Annotated in this window: 9 protein-coding genes; 5 read left to right on the forward strand and 4 right to left on the reverse strand. The window is 61.4% G+C overall.

Translation table 11 applies throughout. The annotated features are described in order from the left end of the window. Window positions 1-129: 129 nt before the first annotated feature. The 3 genes from ntrC to glnA all read right to left on the reverse strand — a co-directional run bounded on the left by ntrC (window position 130) and on the right by glnA (window position 4,515). Window positions 130-1,566: a nitrogen regulation protein NR(I) gene (gene ntrC, locus HBO12_RS13450; protein WP_169955651.1), complete on the reverse strand. Its 1,437-nt coding sequence runs from the start codon at window positions 1,564-1,566 to the stop codon at window positions 130-132. Next, entirely contained in the window at window positions 1,563-2,648 is a 1,086-nt protein-coding gene (gene glnL / locus HBO12_RS13455) for a nitrogen regulation protein NR(II) (RefSeq protein ID WP_003218001.1), read from the reverse strand. Before glnL ends, ntrC begins: the two co-directional genes overlap by 4 nt. A gap of 460 nt (window positions 2,649-3,108) precedes the next feature. Beyond that, window positions 3,109-4,515 carry a glutamate--ammonia ligase gene (gene glnA / locus HBO12_RS13460; RefSeq protein ID WP_029295916.1) on the reverse strand — a complete coding sequence of 469 codons (1,407 nt, stop codon included), beginning with the start codon at window positions 4,513-4,515 and terminating at the stop codon, window positions 3,109-3,111. 333 nt (window positions 4,516-4,848) lie between these two features. Between glnA and thiI the strand changes: the two genes are divergently transcribed. Both thiI and typA read left to right on the forward strand, forming a co-directional pair. Then, window positions 4,849-6,303 (forward strand): tRNA uracil 4-sulfurtransferase ThiI, encoded by a 1,455-nt coding sequence (gene thiI / locus HBO12_RS13465; RefSeq protein WP_170042368.1) that lies wholly within the window; start codon window positions 4,849-4,851, stop codon window positions 6,301-6,303. Between the two features lie 139 nt (window positions 6,304-6,442). Further along, on the forward strand, window positions 6,443-8,263 hold the full coding sequence (typA, locus tag HBO12_RS13470; protein ID WP_053140412.1) for a translational GTPase TypA: 1,821 nt from the start codon (window positions 6,443-6,445) through the stop codon (window positions 8,261-8,263). Window positions 8,264-8,462: 199 nt separating this feature from the next. Here the strand turns inward: typA and HBO12_RS13475 are convergent, their stop codons facing one another. Beyond that, complete coding sequence (locus HBO12_RS13475; RefSeq protein ID WP_032862271.1) at window positions 8,463-8,897, reverse strand: YkgJ family cysteine cluster protein; 435 nt, start codon at window positions 8,895-8,897, stop codon at window positions 8,463-8,465. Window positions 8,898-9,137: 240 nt separating this feature from the next. On the opposite strand from HBO12_RS13475, the gene HBO12_RS13480 reads away from it, so the two are divergent. From HBO12_RS13480 to HBO12_RS13490, 3 genes are all read left to right on the forward strand, one after another. Next, window positions 9,138-11,588 (forward strand): glycogen/starch/alpha-glucan phosphorylase, encoded by a 2,451-nt coding sequence (locus HBO12_RS13480; protein ID WP_169955653.1) that lies wholly within the window; start codon window positions 9,138-9,140, stop codon window positions 11,586-11,588. Between the two features lie 156 nt (window positions 11,589-11,744). Beyond that, window positions 11,745-14,816: a DUF2339 domain-containing protein gene (locus HBO12_RS13485; protein ID WP_170042369.1), complete on the forward strand. Its 3,072-nt coding sequence runs from the start codon at window positions 11,745-11,747 to the stop codon at window positions 14,814-14,816. Beyond that, window positions 14,816-16,153: a DUF3999 family protein gene (locus HBO12_RS13490; protein WP_170042559.1), complete on the forward strand. Its 1,338-nt coding sequence runs from the start codon at window positions 14,816-14,818 to the stop codon at window positions 16,151-16,153. The genes HBO12_RS13485 and HBO12_RS13490 overlap by 1 nt, the downstream gene beginning before the upstream one ends. Window positions 16,154-16,264: the final 111 nt, after the last annotated feature.

Here is a 16,264-nt window from a genome sequence, read left to right on the forward strand (position 1 = left end):
CATGGTTTTTTGCGATTGCACAAAACAATGTAGGAGCTGGCTTGCCAGCGATAGCATCACCGCGGTCTCACTGAAAAACCGAGGTGCATGCATCGCTGGCAAGCCAGCTCCTACAAAGGAAAGCTGTGCTCAGCCCTCTTCGCCCTCATCATCATCCCCACCATCGACCTTCATCCCCAACTCCTTGATCTTGCGGGTCAAGGTGTTGCGGCCCCAGCCCAGCAGCACGGCGGCATCACGACGCCTGCCGGCGGTGTGCTTGAGGGCGGTTTCGATCATGATCCGCTCAAAGGTCGGCACGGCGCTGTCCAGCAGGCTCGACTGGCCACGGGCCAGGGCCTGGTCGGCCCACTGGCGCAGGGCCTGTTCCCAGTTGGTCACCGGCGCCGAATCCTGCGGCAGGTTCAACAACTCCGGCGGCAGGTCGCTGATATGCACCTCGCGCCCGGACGCCATCACCGTGATCCAGCGGCAGGTATTTTCCAGCTGGCGCACGTTGCCCGGCCACGGCAGGTTCTTCAGGTACTCCTCGGTTTCCGTCTTCAGCAGCTTGGGCTCTACCGCCAGCTCCTGGGCGGCGCGGCTGAGGAAGTGGCGGGCCAGGGTCGGGATATCTTCGCGACGGTCCGACATGCGCGGGATGTGGATGCGGATCACATTCAGGCGATGGAACAAATCCTCGCGAAACTTGCCAGCGTGCACCAGGGTTTCCAGGTTCTGGTGGGTCGCGGCGATGATCCGTACGTCGACCTTGACCGGCGTATGACCGCCGACACGATAGAACTCCCCATCGGCCAACACTCGCAGCAGCCGAGTCTGGGTGTCGGCGGGCATATCGCCGATTTCATCGAGAAACAGCGTGCCGCCGTCCGCCTGTTCAAAGCGCCCGCGACGCAGGTTGGCCGCGCCGGTGAACGCGCCTTTTTCATGGCCGAACAGCTCGGACTCCATCAAGTCCTTGGGGATCGCCGCCATGTTCAACGCGATGAACGGCGAGGCCGCCCGCGGGCTGTGACGGTGCAGGGCATGGGCCACCAGCTCTTTACCGGTCCCGGACTCACCGTTGATCAGCACGGTGATGTTGGAGTGGCTCAGGCGCCCGATGGCGCGAAACACTTCCTGCATCGCCGGTGCTTCACCGATGATTTCCGGGGTGCGGGTCAGGGTCGGTTCCACGGCCTGGCCTTGCTGTTCCTGGGCGTGCTGGTTGGCGCGCTTGACCAGCGCCACCGCCTCATCAACGTCGAACGGCTTGGGCAGGTACTCGAAGGCGCCGCCCTGATACGACGCGACAGCGCTGTCCAGGTCCGAGTGCGCGGTCATGATAATCACCGGCAAGCGCGGGTGCTGCTCGCGGATCCGCGCCAGCAAGTCCAGGCCGCTGGCGCCGGGCATGCGGATATCAGAGATGATCACATCGGGCTGCTGGCGCGCCAGGCGGCTCATCACCCCATCGGCGCTGTCGAAGCTTTGGGTGGTCATGCCTTCCTGTTGCAAGGCTTTCTCCAGGACCCAGCGGATGGAACGGTCGTCATCGACGATCCAGACAGTTTCACTACGGCTCATGTCGATGGGGCTCCTTGTTCCAGTGGCAGAAAGATCGAAAAGGTCGTGTGGCCGGGATGGCTTTCACATTCGATCAGGCCCTGGTGCTGGCTGATGATGTTCTGGGTAATGGCCAGGCCCAACCCGGTACCGTCCGGGCGACCGCTGACCATTGGGAAGAAAATGGTTTCTTGCAGTTCGGCCGGGATGCCCGGGCCGTTGTCGATGATCTCGACCTTGGTCACCAGGCGATGGCGCACATGGCCGATGGTGAACTGGCGCAAGGCGCGGGTGCGCAGGCTGATGCGGCCCAGGCGCAGCTCGTTCTGGCTGCTGATGGCCTGCATGGCGTTACGTACGATATTGAGCACCGCCTGGATCATCTGCTCGCGGTCGATCAACACGTCGGGAATGCTCGGGTCGTAGTCGCGCACCAGGGTGATGCAGCCCTGGCTTTCGGCCTCCACCAATTGGCAGACGCGCTCCAGCACTTCATGCACATTGGTCATCGCCAGCGACGGCAGCTTGTTGGAGCCGAGCATGCGGTCCACCAGGTTGCGCAGGCGGTCCGCCTCTTCGATGATGACGTTGGTGTAGTCCTTGAGGTTTTCATCCGGCAACTCGCGGGCCAGCAGCTGCGCGGCGCCGCGAATCCCGCCCAGCGGGTTCTTGATCTCATGGGCCAGGCCACGCACCAGCATCTTGCTGGTTTCCTGTTTGGACAGCTGGGCCTCTTCCTTGGTGATGCGCAGCAGGCGATCACGGGGATGCACCTCCAGCAGCAGCAAGGTGGCGCCGTGGCTCAGGATCGGTGTTACCGCGTAGTCGACGGTCAGGGTCTGGCCGGTGAGGGCCGTGAGCATCGCTTCACGCTTGGTGAACGGGTGGGCCTGCTCCACGGCCTGGCGCAAGGAACTCAAGGCCTCGGCGGACTCGGTGAACAGCTCGCTGATAAATTGCCCATGGCTGCGCTGGCCGCTGATGGCCAGGAGCATCTCCGCCGCGGGGTTCATGTACTCAAGGCGCAGTTCGTCATTGAGCAGGATGGTCGCGGTGGTCAGGTTGTCGAGTAGCAAGCGGTGCAGTGCGTCGCTGATGGTCATTAGGACCTCTTTTGGAGCAAGGCGTGGGCTTGAGGCACACGCTGATACCAGGAAAATGCAAAAACCAAACCAAGGCTCCGAAAAGAAGCGTAAAAGCCCTGAAATGGGGGCTTGAGGCGCGAAACTATGGCGCTCTGCCAGCCTGCTCGGGAGATTTCGACCCAAAATGGGCTGGTCCGTGGGCATGGGTGCAACCTATCGCACCAATATAGTGCGAATCCCCACATTCTGTTCAGCGATCAAATATTTCCTGGAAGCACCCCATCAAACTGTAGGAGCTGGCTTGCCTGCGATAGCGGTGGTTCAGTCAGTCGTGATGCGACAGATACACCGCCATCGCAGGCAAGCCAGCTCCTACAGTTTTGATGGGGTTTGCAAAGGTGGATAGTCATTGTTTCAGGCAAAAAAAAGACCTCCCGAAGGAGGCCTTTTTGTCACGCCACTAAGCGGCGCTACCGGATCAGCAGCTGTAGTACAGCTCGTATTCCAGTGGGTGTACGAAGGTGCGGACCTTGATTTCTTCTTCGCTTTTCAGGGCGATGTAGGCATCGATAAAGTCGTCGCTGAACACGCCGCCTTTGGTCAGGAACGCACGGCCCTTGTCCAGCTCTTCCAGGGCTTCTTTCAGGCTGCCGCACACTTGTGGGATCTCTTTGGCCTCTTCAGGCGGCAGGTCGTACAAGTTCTTGTCGGCGGCGTCGCCTGGGTGGATCTTGTTCTGGATGCCGTCCAGGCCAGCCATCAGCAGGGCAGCGAAGCCCAGGTACGGGTTGGCTGCTGGATCCGGGAAACGTGCTTCGATACGGCGAGCGCGAGGGCTGGACACGTAAGGAATACGGATCGAAGCGGAACGGTTGCGCGCCGAGTAGGCCAGCATCACTGGCGCTTCGAAACCTGGGACCAGACGCTTGTAGGAGTTGGTCGACGGGTTGGTGAAGCCGTTCAGGGCCTTACCGTGCTTGATGATGCCGCCGATGAAGTACAGGGCAGTGTCGGACAGGCCGGCATAACCTTCGCCAGCGAAGGTGTTCTTGCCATCTTTGGCGATGGACAGGTGAACGTGCATACCCGAACCGTTATCGCCGTACAGAGGCTTAGGCATGAAGGTAGCGGTACGGCCGTAGGCCACAGCCACGTTGTGTACGCAGTACTTGAGGGTCTGTACTTCGTCAGCCTTGGCCACCAGGGTGTTGAACTTCACACCGATTTCGTTCTGGCCGGCAGTTGCCACTTCGTGGTGGTGAACTTCGATGACCAGGCCCATGTCTTCCATGGCGTTGCACATGGAGGTACGGATTTCGTGGTCGTGGTCGAACGGTGGAACCGGGAAGTAGCCGCCTTTGACGCCTGGACGGTGGCCATGGTTGCCGCCTTCCACGTCCTGGTCGGACATCCACGAACCTTGGTCGGAGAAGATTTTGAACATGGAGCCGGAGATGTCGGACTTGAACTTCACTTGGTCAAAGATGAAGAACTCAGGCTCCGGGCCCACGAATACGGTGTCACCGATACCGGTGGACTTGAGGTATTCCTCGGCACGCTTGGCGATCGCACGTGGGTCGCGGTCGTAGCCCTGCATGGTCGAAGGCTCGATCACGTCGCAGACGATGATCAGCGTCGGCTCTTCGGTGAACGGGTCGAGTACGGCGGTGGAATCGTCCGGCATCAGGATCATGTCGGAGGCTTCGATGCCTTTCCAGCCAGCGATGGAGGAGCCGTCGAACATTTTGCCTTCTTCGAAGAAGGCGTCATCCAGCGCGTCGCGAGCCGGCATGGTCACGTGGTGCTGAGTGCCTTTGGTGTCCGTGAAGCGCAGATCAATCCATTTAACGTCATGATCTTTGATGAGTTGAACCGACTTCGACATAGTGTCCTCCGGGTGGCTTCGGGCTTGGGTAGTGGAGTAGCCCTTAGAATGTGGGTGATGCCGGCGCGGATAGTCCGCCATGGCAACCTGCCTCACAAGAGAGCAAATTGCATGCCAGTGCCCCGACATGGGTTTTTTGCCTCAAAATGGCCCCTATAAAGGTGCAAATCGTCAAAACGGCAAAAATCGCGCACTGCAATGTAGCGCAATCAGTCTTAAATGCACCTCTTTGGTGCGCTGCATGCCGTTTGTATATTAACTGGTTAAACCTTGAGCGATTTCCGCTATAATCCGCGCCCCCCTTTTTCGGCTGGCCCTGCGCGCGCTGTTTCCATGAAATTAATCGTTAAAGTCTTCCCCGAGATCACCATCAAGAGCCGACCGGTACGGATGCGTTTCATCCGTCAATTGGCCAAGAACATCCGCGCTGTGCTCCGTGACCTGGACCCGGCCGTGGTGGTGAACGGTGTGTGGGACAATCTCGAGCTGGAAACCCGCGTCAGCGACCCTAAAGCCTTGAAAGATATGACCGAGCGCCTGAGCTGCATGCCGGGCATCGCGCATTTCCTGCAGGTTGACGAGTACCCGCTGGGCGACTTCGACGACATCACTGAAAAATGCAAACTGCACTTTGGCGACAGCCTTGTGGGCAAGATTTTTTCGGTGCGTTGCAAGCGTGCGGGCAAGCATCCGTTCAGCTCCATGGACGTCGAGAAGTACGTCGGCAGCAAGCTGCGTCGTGAGTGCGGCGCGGCTGGAATCTCGCTGAAAGAGCCGCAAATCGAAGTGCGCATCGAAATTCGCGACCAACGGTTGTTTGTGATCCACAGCCAGCACAACAGCATCGGCGGCTACCCGCTGGGCGCGCTGGAGCAGACCCTGGTGCTGATGTCCGGCGGTTTCGACTCCACCGTGGCGGCCTACCAGATCATGCGCCGCGGCCTGATGAGCCACTTCTGCTTCTTTAACCTGGGCGGGCGTGCACACGAATTGGGCGTGATGGAAGTCGCGCACTATATCTGGAAGAAGTACGGCAGCTCCCAGCGCGTGCTGTTTGTCAGCGTGCCGTTCGAGGAAGTCCTGGGAGAAATTCTCGGAAAAGTCGATAACGGTCATATGGGCGTCGTATTGAAGCGTATGATGTTGCGCGCAGCGTCGAAAATCGCCGACCGCCTGCAAATCGAAGCGCTGGTCACCGGCGAGGCGATTTCCCAGGTCTCCAGCCAGACCCTGCCGAACCTGTCTGTGATCGACTGCGTGACCGACAAGTTGGTATTGCGCCCGCTGATCGCCAGCCACAAGCAAGACATCATCGACCTGGCCAACGAAATCGGCACCGCTGATTTCGCCAAGCACATGCCAGAGTATTGCGGGGTCATTTCGGTGAACCCCAAGACCCATGCCAAGCGCTACCGCGTGGAGCATGAAGAGAAAGAATTCGACATGGCGATTCTGGAGCGAGCGCTCGAGAACGCCAAACTGGTGCCGATCGATCGGGTAATCGACGAACTGGGCCAGGATGTGCAGATCGAAGAAGTCAGCGAAGCACTGGCCGGCCAGATTGTCATCGACATCCGTCACCCGGATGCCGCTTGCGACGAGCCGCTGGAAGTCGCTGGCATCGACGTGCAAACGCTGCCGTTCTATGCACTGAACGCGCGTTTCAAGGAACTGGATAACAGCCGTCAGTACCTGCTGTATTGCGACAAAGGCGTGATGAGTCGCCTGCATGCCCACCATTTGCTCAGTGAGGGGCATGCCAATGTGCGCGTTTATCGACCGAGCTAAGAGCCCGGGGCTGTTTGCCTGTGGCCTGCGTCACCGGCCCCCCGACTCTGCCGTCAAGCTGTAACGGCAAGGCCTGACTCTACTGTTAATCGCTGCCACGACCTGTCAGCACACCGAATCCTCTGATCGAGATACACAAGTGATCGAAAATCTACGTAACATCGCCATCATTGCCCACGTTGACCATGGTAAAACCACCCTGGTAGACAAACTCCTGCGTCAATCCGGCACCCTGGAGCGCAACGAGCTCAACGACGAGCGCGTGATGGACTCCAACGACCAGGAAAAAGAGCGCGGTATTACCATCCTGGCGAAAAACACCGCCATCAACTGGAACGGCTACCACATCAACATCGTGGACACCCCGGGCCACGCCGACTTCGGCGGCGAAGTAGAACGCGTAATGTCGATGGTTGACTCCGTTCTGCTGCTGGTTGACGCTCAAGACGGCCCTATGCCGCAAACCCGTTTCGTGACCAAGAAGGCTTTCGAAGCCGGCCTGCGTCCGATCGTGTGCATCAACAAGGTTGACCGTCCAGGCGCGCGTCCGGACTGGGTTCTGGACCAGATCTTCGACCTGTTCGACAACCTGGGTGCTACCGAAGAGCAACTTGATTTCCAAGTGATCTACGCCTCTGCCCTGAACGGTATTGCCGGTCTGGAACACACCGCCATGGCGGAAGACATGACCCCGCTGTACCAGGCGATCGTTGACCACGTTCCACCGCCGAAGGTTGACCGTGAAGGCCCGTTCCAGATGCAAATCTCGGCACTGGACTACAACAGCTTCCTGGGTGTTATCGGTGTTGGCCGTATCGCTCGCGGTAGCGTCAAGCCGAACACCCCGGTTGTGGCTATCGGCGCCGACGGCAAGAAGCGCAACGGTCGTATCCTCAAGCTGATGGGTCACCACGGCCTGCACCGCATCGACGTTGAAGAAGCTTTCGCCGGCGACATCGTGTGCGTAAGCGGTATGGACTCGCTGTTCATCTCCGACACCCTGTGCCAGCCGGACACTGTCGAGGCGATGAAGCCTCTGACCGTCGACGAGCCAACCGTTTCCATGACCTTCCAGGTAAACGACTCGCCTTTCTGCGGTAAAGAAGGCAAGTTCGTGACTTCCCGTAACATCAAGGAACGTCTGGACAAAGAGCTGCTGTACAACGTTGCACTGCGCGTTGAAGAAGGCGACTCGGCTGACAAGTTCAAGGTTTCCGGCCGTGGTGAGCTGCACCTCTCGGTACTGATCGAAACCATGCGTCGCGAAGGCTTCGAAATGGGCGTTGGTCGTCCGGAAGTGATCATCCGTACCGTTGACGGCGTGAAGCAGGAACCGTTCGAAAACGTCACCATCGACACCCCTGAAGAATCCCAGGGCAAGGTCATGGAAGAGATGGGCCTGCGTAAGGGCGACCTGACCAACATGGTGCCGGATGGCAAAGGCCGTGTGCGTCTGGAATACAACATCCCTGCTCGTGGTCTGATCGGTTTCCGTAACCAGTTCCTGACCCTGACCAACGGTGCTGGCATCCTGACCTCGATCTTCGATCGCTACGACACCATGAAGTCCGGCGACATGTCCGGCCGTCAGAACGGTGTCCTGGTATCGGTAGAAACCGGCAAGGCGCTGACCTACTCCCTGGAAACTCTCCAGGCGCGTGGCAAGCTGTTCGTTGAACACGGTCAAGAGATCTACAACGGTCAGATCGTTGGCTTGAACAGCCGTGACAACGACATGGGCGTCAACCCAACCAAAGGCAAGAAGCTCGACAACATGCGTGCTTCGGGTAAAGACGAAACCATCGCCCTGGTTCCACCTGTTCGCTTCACCCTGGAACAGGCCCTGGAATTCATCCAGGACGACGAGCTGTGCGAAGTGACGCCTAAGTCCATCCGTCTTCGCAAGAAGATCCTGGACGAAGGCGAGCGTACCCGCGCTGCCAAAAAGGCTAAGAACTGATACTTAGTTCCAGCTGAATAAAAACGCCCCCGGCCTGTTGGCCGGGGGCGTTTTTTTATGCCTGCAGATTGTGTGGTGTCTGGCCTGGCCTCATCGCGGGCAAGCCCGGCTCCCACATTGACCGAGTTTATTGAGGATGAACGCGATCAACTGTGGGAGCTGGCTTGCCTGCGATGGCGATCTGTCAGGCAACCAACATTTAGAACTTGTCGAGCGTGCGCAACTTGGTCTCGCGCACCACTTCCTTGGGCTTGTACGCGCAATACCCTGGGCGCGGCCCGATCTTGGGGTGATTGCGGCAGGTATCCGGGCGTTTGTCATAAATAGTGCAGAAGCGCGTCTTACGATCCAGGTACAGGCAATCGTTGTTGCTCATGCGCTGCAGGGTAAAGATCTCGGACTTGGAGTTGAAGCGCTCGACGATGCCTTCCTTCTGCAAGCGCTTGGCGATGTTCTTCGGCGGGTCGCCACGCTCGAATTCATCGACGATGCCAATGCGGATCAAATCCTTGATCTTCACCTCAACCGGCAGGGTGCAGCAGTTGGACGTGCAGCCGCCGCACATGTGGCTGGAGTATTTCTGCCACGTTTCGAGACGGTCGAGTTCCGCGGCGGCGATCAGTTGAGGCTTCATCAGGTTTCCAAGAGGGGCTTTGTCCGGGCGCGCGATCATACCGGGATTGGTGATTTTTTGAACAATATTTTGCGGGTTTCGGCTCAAAGGCTGCTTGGTGGCGTAAACGGGCACGGCCCCTGCATCTAAAACCTGCATGCGTGAATGAGTGAAAAAACTGCCGAACCGTCAGCCATGCCGCGGGTCAGACCGTCTAGGCTCTAGGATTTCCCTTCTTCTATCTCGCCCGAGGTCGCACCGATGTCTCAGGAACCGCTTGTACGAGAAGCAGAGGTAGCCGCGTTTCGCGATGCTGTCTTGACCAAACTCACTTATGCGGTGGGCAAGGATCCCGATCACGCCTTCGACCATGACTGGTTCGAAGCCATTGCCCTGGCGGCGCGCGACCACATGGTCGACCACTGGATGGACCACACCCGGCACATCTACCGGCGTGGGCAGAAGCGGGTGTATTACCTGTCCCTGGAGTTCTTGATCGGCCGTTTGCTGTTTGACAGCCTGAGCAACCTCGGCCTGCTGGAGGTGGCGCGCGAAGCCCTCGGCGAGTTGGGTGTGGACCTGGAGCGCATCCGCCTGCTGGAGCCCGATGCGGCCCTGGGCAACGGTGGCCTGGGCCGCCTGGCCGCGTGCTTTATGGAAAGCATGTCGACCCTGGGCATTGCCGGCCATGGCTATGGCATTCGTTATGAACACGGGCTGTTTCGCCAAGCGATTGTCGATGGCTGGCAGCAGGAGCAGACCGAGCGCTGGCTGGATTTCGGCAACCCCTGGGAGTTCGAGCGCGCCGAAGTGATCTACCCGATCGGCTTCGGCGGCAGCGTCGAGACCGTGCTGGATGCGTCCGGAAAGTCGATACAGGTCTGGTCGCCCAATGAAACCGTGCGCGCGGTGGCCTACGACACCCCGGTAGTCGGCTGGCGCGGTGCCAGTGTGAACACCTTGCGCCTGTGGCGTGCGCGAGCTGTCGAAGACCTGCACCTGGAGCGCTTCAACGCCGGTGACCATTTGGGCGCCGTTGCCGAAGTGGCCCGTGCCGAAAGCATCTCCAGGGTGCTTTACCCGGCCGACAGCACCGAAGCAGGGCAGGAATTGCGCCTGCGCCAGGAATACTTCTTCGTCTCGGCTTCCCTGCAAGACCTGCTGCGGCGCCACAAAAACATGCACGGCTCGGTGCTGAGCCTGGGCGAACACGCGGCCATCCAGCTCAACGACACCCACCCGTCCATCGCCGTGGCCGAGTTGATGCGCCAATTGGTCGACCTGCACGACATCGCCTGGGATGCGGCCTGGCAGGTTACGGTGGAGACGCTTTCCTACACCAACCACACGCTGCTTCCCGAGGCTCTGGAAACCTGGCCCGTAGGCCTGATGGAACGCATGCTGCCCCGGCATATGCAGATCATCTACCTGATCAACGCCCAGCACATCGATTCGCTGCGGGCCAAGGGCATCCACGATTTCGACGTGCTGCGCGCAGTGTCGCTGATCGAAGAAGACAACGGTCGCCGCGTGCGCATGGGCAACCTGGCGTTCCTTGGCTCCCACAGCGTCAACGGCGTGTCCGGGCTGCACACCCAGTTGATGCGCAGCACGGTGTTTTCCGAACTGCACAAGCTCTACCCCGACCGTATCAACAACAAGACCAACGGCATCACCTTCCGCCGCTGGCTGTTCCAGGCCAACCCCAAGCTCACCGCAATGCTGGTAGAAGCCCTGGGCCCGGACATTCTCGACAACATGGAACAGCGCCTGGTGGAGCTGGAAACCTTTGCCGAGAAGCAGGCGTTCCGCAAGGCCTTCGCCGAGCAGCGCCTGCACAGCAAGCGCGTACTGGCCGATATCATCCATGAGCGCCTGGGCATCTCGGTCAACCCGGCGGCGATGTTCGATGTGCAGGTCAAGCGCATCCACGAGTACAAGCGCCAGTTGCTGAACCTGCTGCACACCGTCGCCTTGTACCAGGCGATTCGTGCCGAGCCTGAGGTGGATTGGGTGCCGCGGGTGAAAATCTTCGCCGGCAAGGCGGCGGCCAGTTATCACCAGGCCAAGCTGATCATCAAGCTGACCAACGACATCGCGCGTACGGTCAATAACGACCCGACCGTGCGCGGCCTGCTCAAGGTGGTGTTCCTGCCCAACTACAACGTCAGCCTGGCGGAAAACATCATTCCGGCGGCGGACCTGTCAGAGCAGATCTCCACCGCCGGGTTCGAGGCTTCGGGCACCAGCAACATGAAGTTCGGCCTCAATGGCGCGCTGACCATCGGCACCATGGATGGCGCCAATGTCGAGATGCACGAGCGCATCGGCGGCGAGCACATGTTTATCTTCGGCCTCAGCGCCGAGCAGGTCGAAGCGCGCAAACAGGCGGGTGAATTCAATGCCGGCCCGGATATCGCGGCCTCCCATCGCTTGAACGACGTGCTGCAGGCGATTCGTGGCGGGGTGTTCTCGCCGGACGATCCGGGGCGCTATGTGGGGTTGATCGACTCGTTGATCGCCTATGATCGCTTCCTGGTGTGTGCCGATTTTGATGCCTACTGGGACGCCCAGGCGCGGGTCGAGGCCCATTGGCATGACTCCAAGGAATGGTGGCGTTCAGCGGTGCTCAACACCGCGCGTACCGGGTGGTTCTCGTCGGACCGTACCATCCGCGAGTATGCGACCGAAATCTGGAAAGCCCTGGACTAAACGCCGCAGGAGCAAAATGTGGGAGCGGGCTTGCTCGCGATAGCGCTGCGTCAGTTAGCAAGTAGGTGACTGATGCACCGCTATCGCGAGCAAGCCCGCTCCCACATTGGTTATGCGTCTATATACTGGGCCTCGGTTTGCTTAGGGATTTGGACCATGCAATGGATGTTCATGCTCATTGGCCTGGTGCTCGGCTGGGCGCTGGATGAATCGTTTAGTGATGCAGGCTTCGGTGCACTACTGGGTTTGGGGGTTGGCCAGGCCATTCGCCTGTCGAACCTTGGCAGTGCCGTAAAGGCGCTGGAACAACGCCTCGCGCTGCTGGAAAAGCCGCCTCAGGTCGAACCGTCCATGGCCGAACCCGCGCCCGCCCCAGAGCTGGTCTGGGAGCTGCCCGCCGAACTGCAATCCACCCCTGCTCCCGAACCGAGCCAACCGCTGCCGGACGACCTGTGGAAACCGGCCGCCGTTGCCCGCGAAGCTGAACCCGAAATCCCCCGTAGCCCCAACCTGATCGAACGTGCCATCGGCGCCGCGCGCAACTGGCTGCTGGGCGGCAATACCGTGCTGCGGGTCGGCGTGGTGTTGCTGTTCTTGGGCCTGGCATTTTTGCTGCGTTATGCCACCGAAGGCCTGGTGGTGCCGATCGAGATGCGCTACGCCGGTGTCGCCGCCTGCGCCCTGGGCTTGCTGGGCCTGGGTTGGTGGCTGCGCCTGCGCCGGGGCAATTACGCGCTGATCCTGCAAGGCACGGGCATTGCCGTGTTGTACCTGACGGTGTTCGCCGCCATGCGCCTGCACCCGCTGCTCGATCCGGGTGCGGCGCTGGGCCTGCTGGTGGCGGTGACGGTGTTTTCGGCGATCCTGGCGATTACCCAGGACGCCATCGGCCTGGCCTGCGCCGCAGCCCTCGGCGGGTTTGCCGCGCCGATCCTGGCGTCCACCGGCGAAGGCAGCCATGTGGCGCTGTTCAGTTACTTCGCCCTGCTCAACGCCGGGATCCTCGCCATCGCCTGGTTCAAGGCCTGGCGCCTGCTCAATGTGATTGGCTTTGCCGGCACCTTCGGCATTGGCTTCGCCTGGGGGATTCGTTCCTACACCCCGGAACTGCTGTGGAGTACCGAGCCGTTCCTGATCCTGTTTTTCCTGATGTACCTGGCCATCGGCCTACTGTTTGCGCGGCGCAAACTCCTGGAAACCCCCGACGCCCCGGCCGATGACAGCCGTGGCGCGCTGCTGCGCTGGTCGGCGGCCAAGGGTGATTATGTGGATGGCGGCCTGCTGTTCGGCCCGCCGCTGGTGGCGTTTGGTTTGCAGTTCACCTTGGTGCAACACCTGGCCTTCGCTCCGGCATTCAGCGCGCTGGCGTTGGGGATCATCTATATGGTCCTGGCGCGTGTGCTCAGCGGTGGGCGCACCGTGTTGCTGGCAGAAACCTGCCTGGCCCTGGGCGTGATCTTCGCCAGCCTGGCGATCCCCCTGGGCCTGGACGCGCGCTGGACCGCCGCAGCCTGGGCGGTGGAAGGCGCTGGCATCCTGTGGCTTGGCCTGCGTCAGCAGCGAGCGTTGGCGCGCGGGTTCGGCTTGCTGTTGCAACTGGGCTCGGCGCTGGCCTTTCTCAGTGAGCTGGACGTGGGCGAACACACGCTGCTGGACGGCGCGGCGCTGGGCGCGTTGTTGCTCGGCGTGGCGTTGCTGTTCAGCTTCCAGCAACTGCGCACGGCCGCGCTGGCGCAGACCACGACGTGGGAGCGCCGGGGCTTGCCGGTCCTGGCCGGCCTTGGCCTGGGCTTTGTGTACCTGCTGGCGCCGTTGCTGGTGGCCGAGCAGGGCACCGCGATCAGTTGGGCGCTGGCCGGGCTGGTAACGGTGTTTGTCGGCTGGCATATCGCTTCGCGCACCTTCCTGTTCTGCGCGCTTGGCGTGCAAGTGCTGGCGGGGGCGTTGCTCATGCTCACGTCATGGGGCGGCGAAGAACTGCCGGCGTTTCGGCATATCGGTTTCTGGGCGCCGATGCTGGTGGGGTTGGCCGCATTTGTCGGCGCCTGGCGCTTGCAGGGCAGTGATCGACGGCTCAAGTTGCCCCATCTTTCCAACGGCCTGCTGGCCTGGGGCGCGGCGTGGTGGGTATTGGCGCTGAACCATGAAGTGCTGCGCTTCACCCCGCCAGAGTTGCAAGCCACGTTCCTGTTGGCGGCGGCTGCGGCCAGCGCGGCGTTGTGGATGTTGCTGGCGTTGCGCCTGCGCTGGGCCGCGCTGGGTACCCTCTGCCTGTTGCTGATGCCAGCGGCGGCGCTGGTGGTGCTGGTGTCGTTGCATCGCTATTACCACCCGGCGGCCGAATTGGGCTGGTTGGCCTGGCTGGCGGTGTTCGCCGTACATTTCATCGCGCTGCGTTATTTGGCCGACCTGGCGGCGGCAAAGGCCCTGAGCGTCGCCCATGTGCTGGGCTGCTGGATGCTGATCGGCATGCTCGCCCTGGAGCTGCGTTATGGCCTGTTGGTGCTCTCGGTGCAATACAACGCCTGGCGCTGGCTGGGCTGGGCGATTTTCCCCAGCCTGTACCTGATAGCCGTCGCTACGCCGCGCCAGTGGCCATGGCCGATATCTGCTTATGCGCGTGAATACCGCCTGCTGGCCGCGCTGCCGTTGGCCGCGCTGATGCTGGTGTGGTTCTGGCTGGCCAATATTTTCAGCGACGGCACGGCCAGGCCATTGCCCTATGTGCCGTTGCTCAACCCCTTGGACCTGGGCCTGCTGTTTGCGCTGCTGGGCGTGTACCTGTGGGCGCGCAGCGCGGCGCCACAACTGGGCAGCCGCACCCCGTGGATTGCCCAGAGCGTTGCCGGGGTCTCGCTGTTCGCCTTTTTCACCGCATTGGTGATGCGCGCGGCGCACCATTGGGGCGGCGTGCCGTTTCATCTGGATGCGTTGCTCGACTCAATGTTGGTCCAGGCCGGCCTGTCGATTGTCTGGACCCTGATTGCCCTGGGCCTGATGATCGGCGGGCACCTGCGCAATCGCCGGGAAGTGTGGCTGGTCGGCGCGGTGCTGATCGGCGTAGTGGTCGCCAAGTTGTTCCTCGTCGAGCTGAGCAACCGTGGCGGGCTGGAGCGGATCGTGTCGTTTATCGGCGTGGGCGGGCTGTTGCTGGTGGTGGGCTATTTTGCCCCGCTGCCGCCCAAACGCAGTGAACCCGAGGTTCAAACCCAAGGAGCGTCCTCTTGATCGGCAAACTGAGTATTGCACTGGTGGGCCTGTGCGCCGTGTTATCGGCGTCGGCCGCAGAAGGCCTCGCCGACTTCACCACCCAAGTGCCGCTGACCGTCAGCGGCGACGGCCCCTGGTATCGCCTGGAGTTGCCGCTGGCGGTGCAATTGAGCGCCAGCCAGGCGGATCTCGGTGACCTGCGGGTGTTCAACGCGGCGGGCGAACCCCAGGCATATGCATTAGTGCGGCAGTCGGCCGCAAGCGCAAACAACCGGGCCCGGCTGAAGGGCTTCCCGCTCTATGCCGCCGACAATGCCAGCGACAGTGTGCCCAGCGTGCGCGTGCAATCCAGCGCCACGGGCACCCTGGTGCAGGTGCAGCCGTCCAGCGAGGTGCCGACCGGTGCGCAGGTGCGCCGTGGCTGGTTGCTTGATGCCAGTGCAGTCAAGGCGCCGTTGCAAAAGCTGATCCTCGACTGGCCCGCCGAGCACGAGGGTTTCCAGCGTTTCAGCATCGAAGCCAGTGACGATTTGCAGCAGTGGCGCTCCTGGGGCGACGGGCAGGTGGCGCGCCTGGCATTTGCCGAGGATCGGGTGGAGCAGCGTGAAGTCGCCTTGCCAGGGCAGTCGGCGCGCTACCTGCGCCTGCTATGGCAAGGTCAGGCCGCGCCCGAGTTGACCTCCATTGAAGTGCAAAGCACCAGCAGCCTGCCGCTGTCGCTGGTGTGGTCCGAGCCTTTGGCCGGCAGCACCCTTGAGCCTGGGCAGTACAGCTGGCAGCTGCCTGGGGTGTTGAATATCGAGCGGGTGCGCGTTGAGTTGCGCCAGCCCAACAGCCTGGCGCCGGTGGGGCTGCAAGGGCGTCAGGACAGCAAGCAGGGATGGCAGCCGTTGAGCCGTGGTTTGCTCTATCGCTTGGCGCAAGGCGGGCAAGAAGTCACCCAGGATCAACTGCAACTGCCGGGCTATCCGGTGCGGCAGCTCAAGCTGGAGGTGGACGAACGGGGCGGTGGCCTGGGGGCGCCGGCGCCGGCGTTGAGTTTTGCCGTGCGGGCCACGCAAGTGGTGTTCCTGGCGCGGGGCGAACCGCCGTTTACCCTGGCGCTGGGCAATCCGTCGGCCAAGGCCGCGAACCTGGCACTGACCACCTTGATTCCCGGCTACACCCCGCAGCGCCTCGCGACTCTGGGCCAGGCCCGGGTCGATGGCGCGTGGCGCGCCAGTACACCGCCTGCGCCAAATGCCGCAGGTATCCACTGGAAGACAATCGGCCTGTGGGCCGTGCTGTTACTGGGCGTGGCGGCACTTGGGGCGATGGCCTACAGTCTGCTGCGCAAGCCGCCGGCCAGGCCCTGAGCCGGGGCCTACATGAACTCTGTCAGTCTTATCTCGTCTGATAGGAGGAAATGCGCCCCGACTCGCGCTAAACTGCGCGGGTTTTTAGCCCCCCCATTCTCCGGAGCCGTC

Origin of the sequence: Pseudomonas sp. WS 5059, assembly GCF_012985525.1 — a bacterium.
Classification (GTDB): Bacteria; Pseudomonadota; Gammaproteobacteria; order Pseudomonadales; family Pseudomonadaceae; genus Aquipseudomonas.

Coding starts and splice junctions, on each gene's coding strand:
- glnL (WP_003218001.1), bottom strand. CDS start 2,648: ATGACCATCAGCGACGCACTGCACCGCTTGCTACTCGACAACCTGACC.
- ntrC (WP_169955651.1), bottom strand. CDS start 1,566: ATGAGCCGTAGTGAAACTGTCTGGATCGTCGATGACGACCGTTCCATC.
- HBO12_RS13485 (WP_170042369.1), top strand. CDS start 11,745: ATGCAATGGATGTTCATGCTCATTGGCCTGGTGCTCGGCTGGGCGCTG.
- HBO12_RS13475 (WP_032862271.1), bottom strand. CDS start 8,897: ATGAAGCCTCAACTGATCGCCGCCGCGGAACTCGACCGTCTCGAAACG.
- thiI (WP_170042368.1), top strand. CDS start 4,849: ATGAAATTAATCGTTAAAGTCTTCCCCGAGATCACCATCAAGAGCCGA.
- HBO12_RS13480 (WP_169955653.1), top strand. CDS start 9,138: ATGTCTCAGGAACCGCTTGTACGAGAAGCAGAGGTAGCCGCGTTTCGC.
- glnA (WP_029295916.1), bottom strand. CDS start 4,515: ATGTCGAAGTCGGTTCAACTCATCAAAGATCATGACGTTAAATGGATT.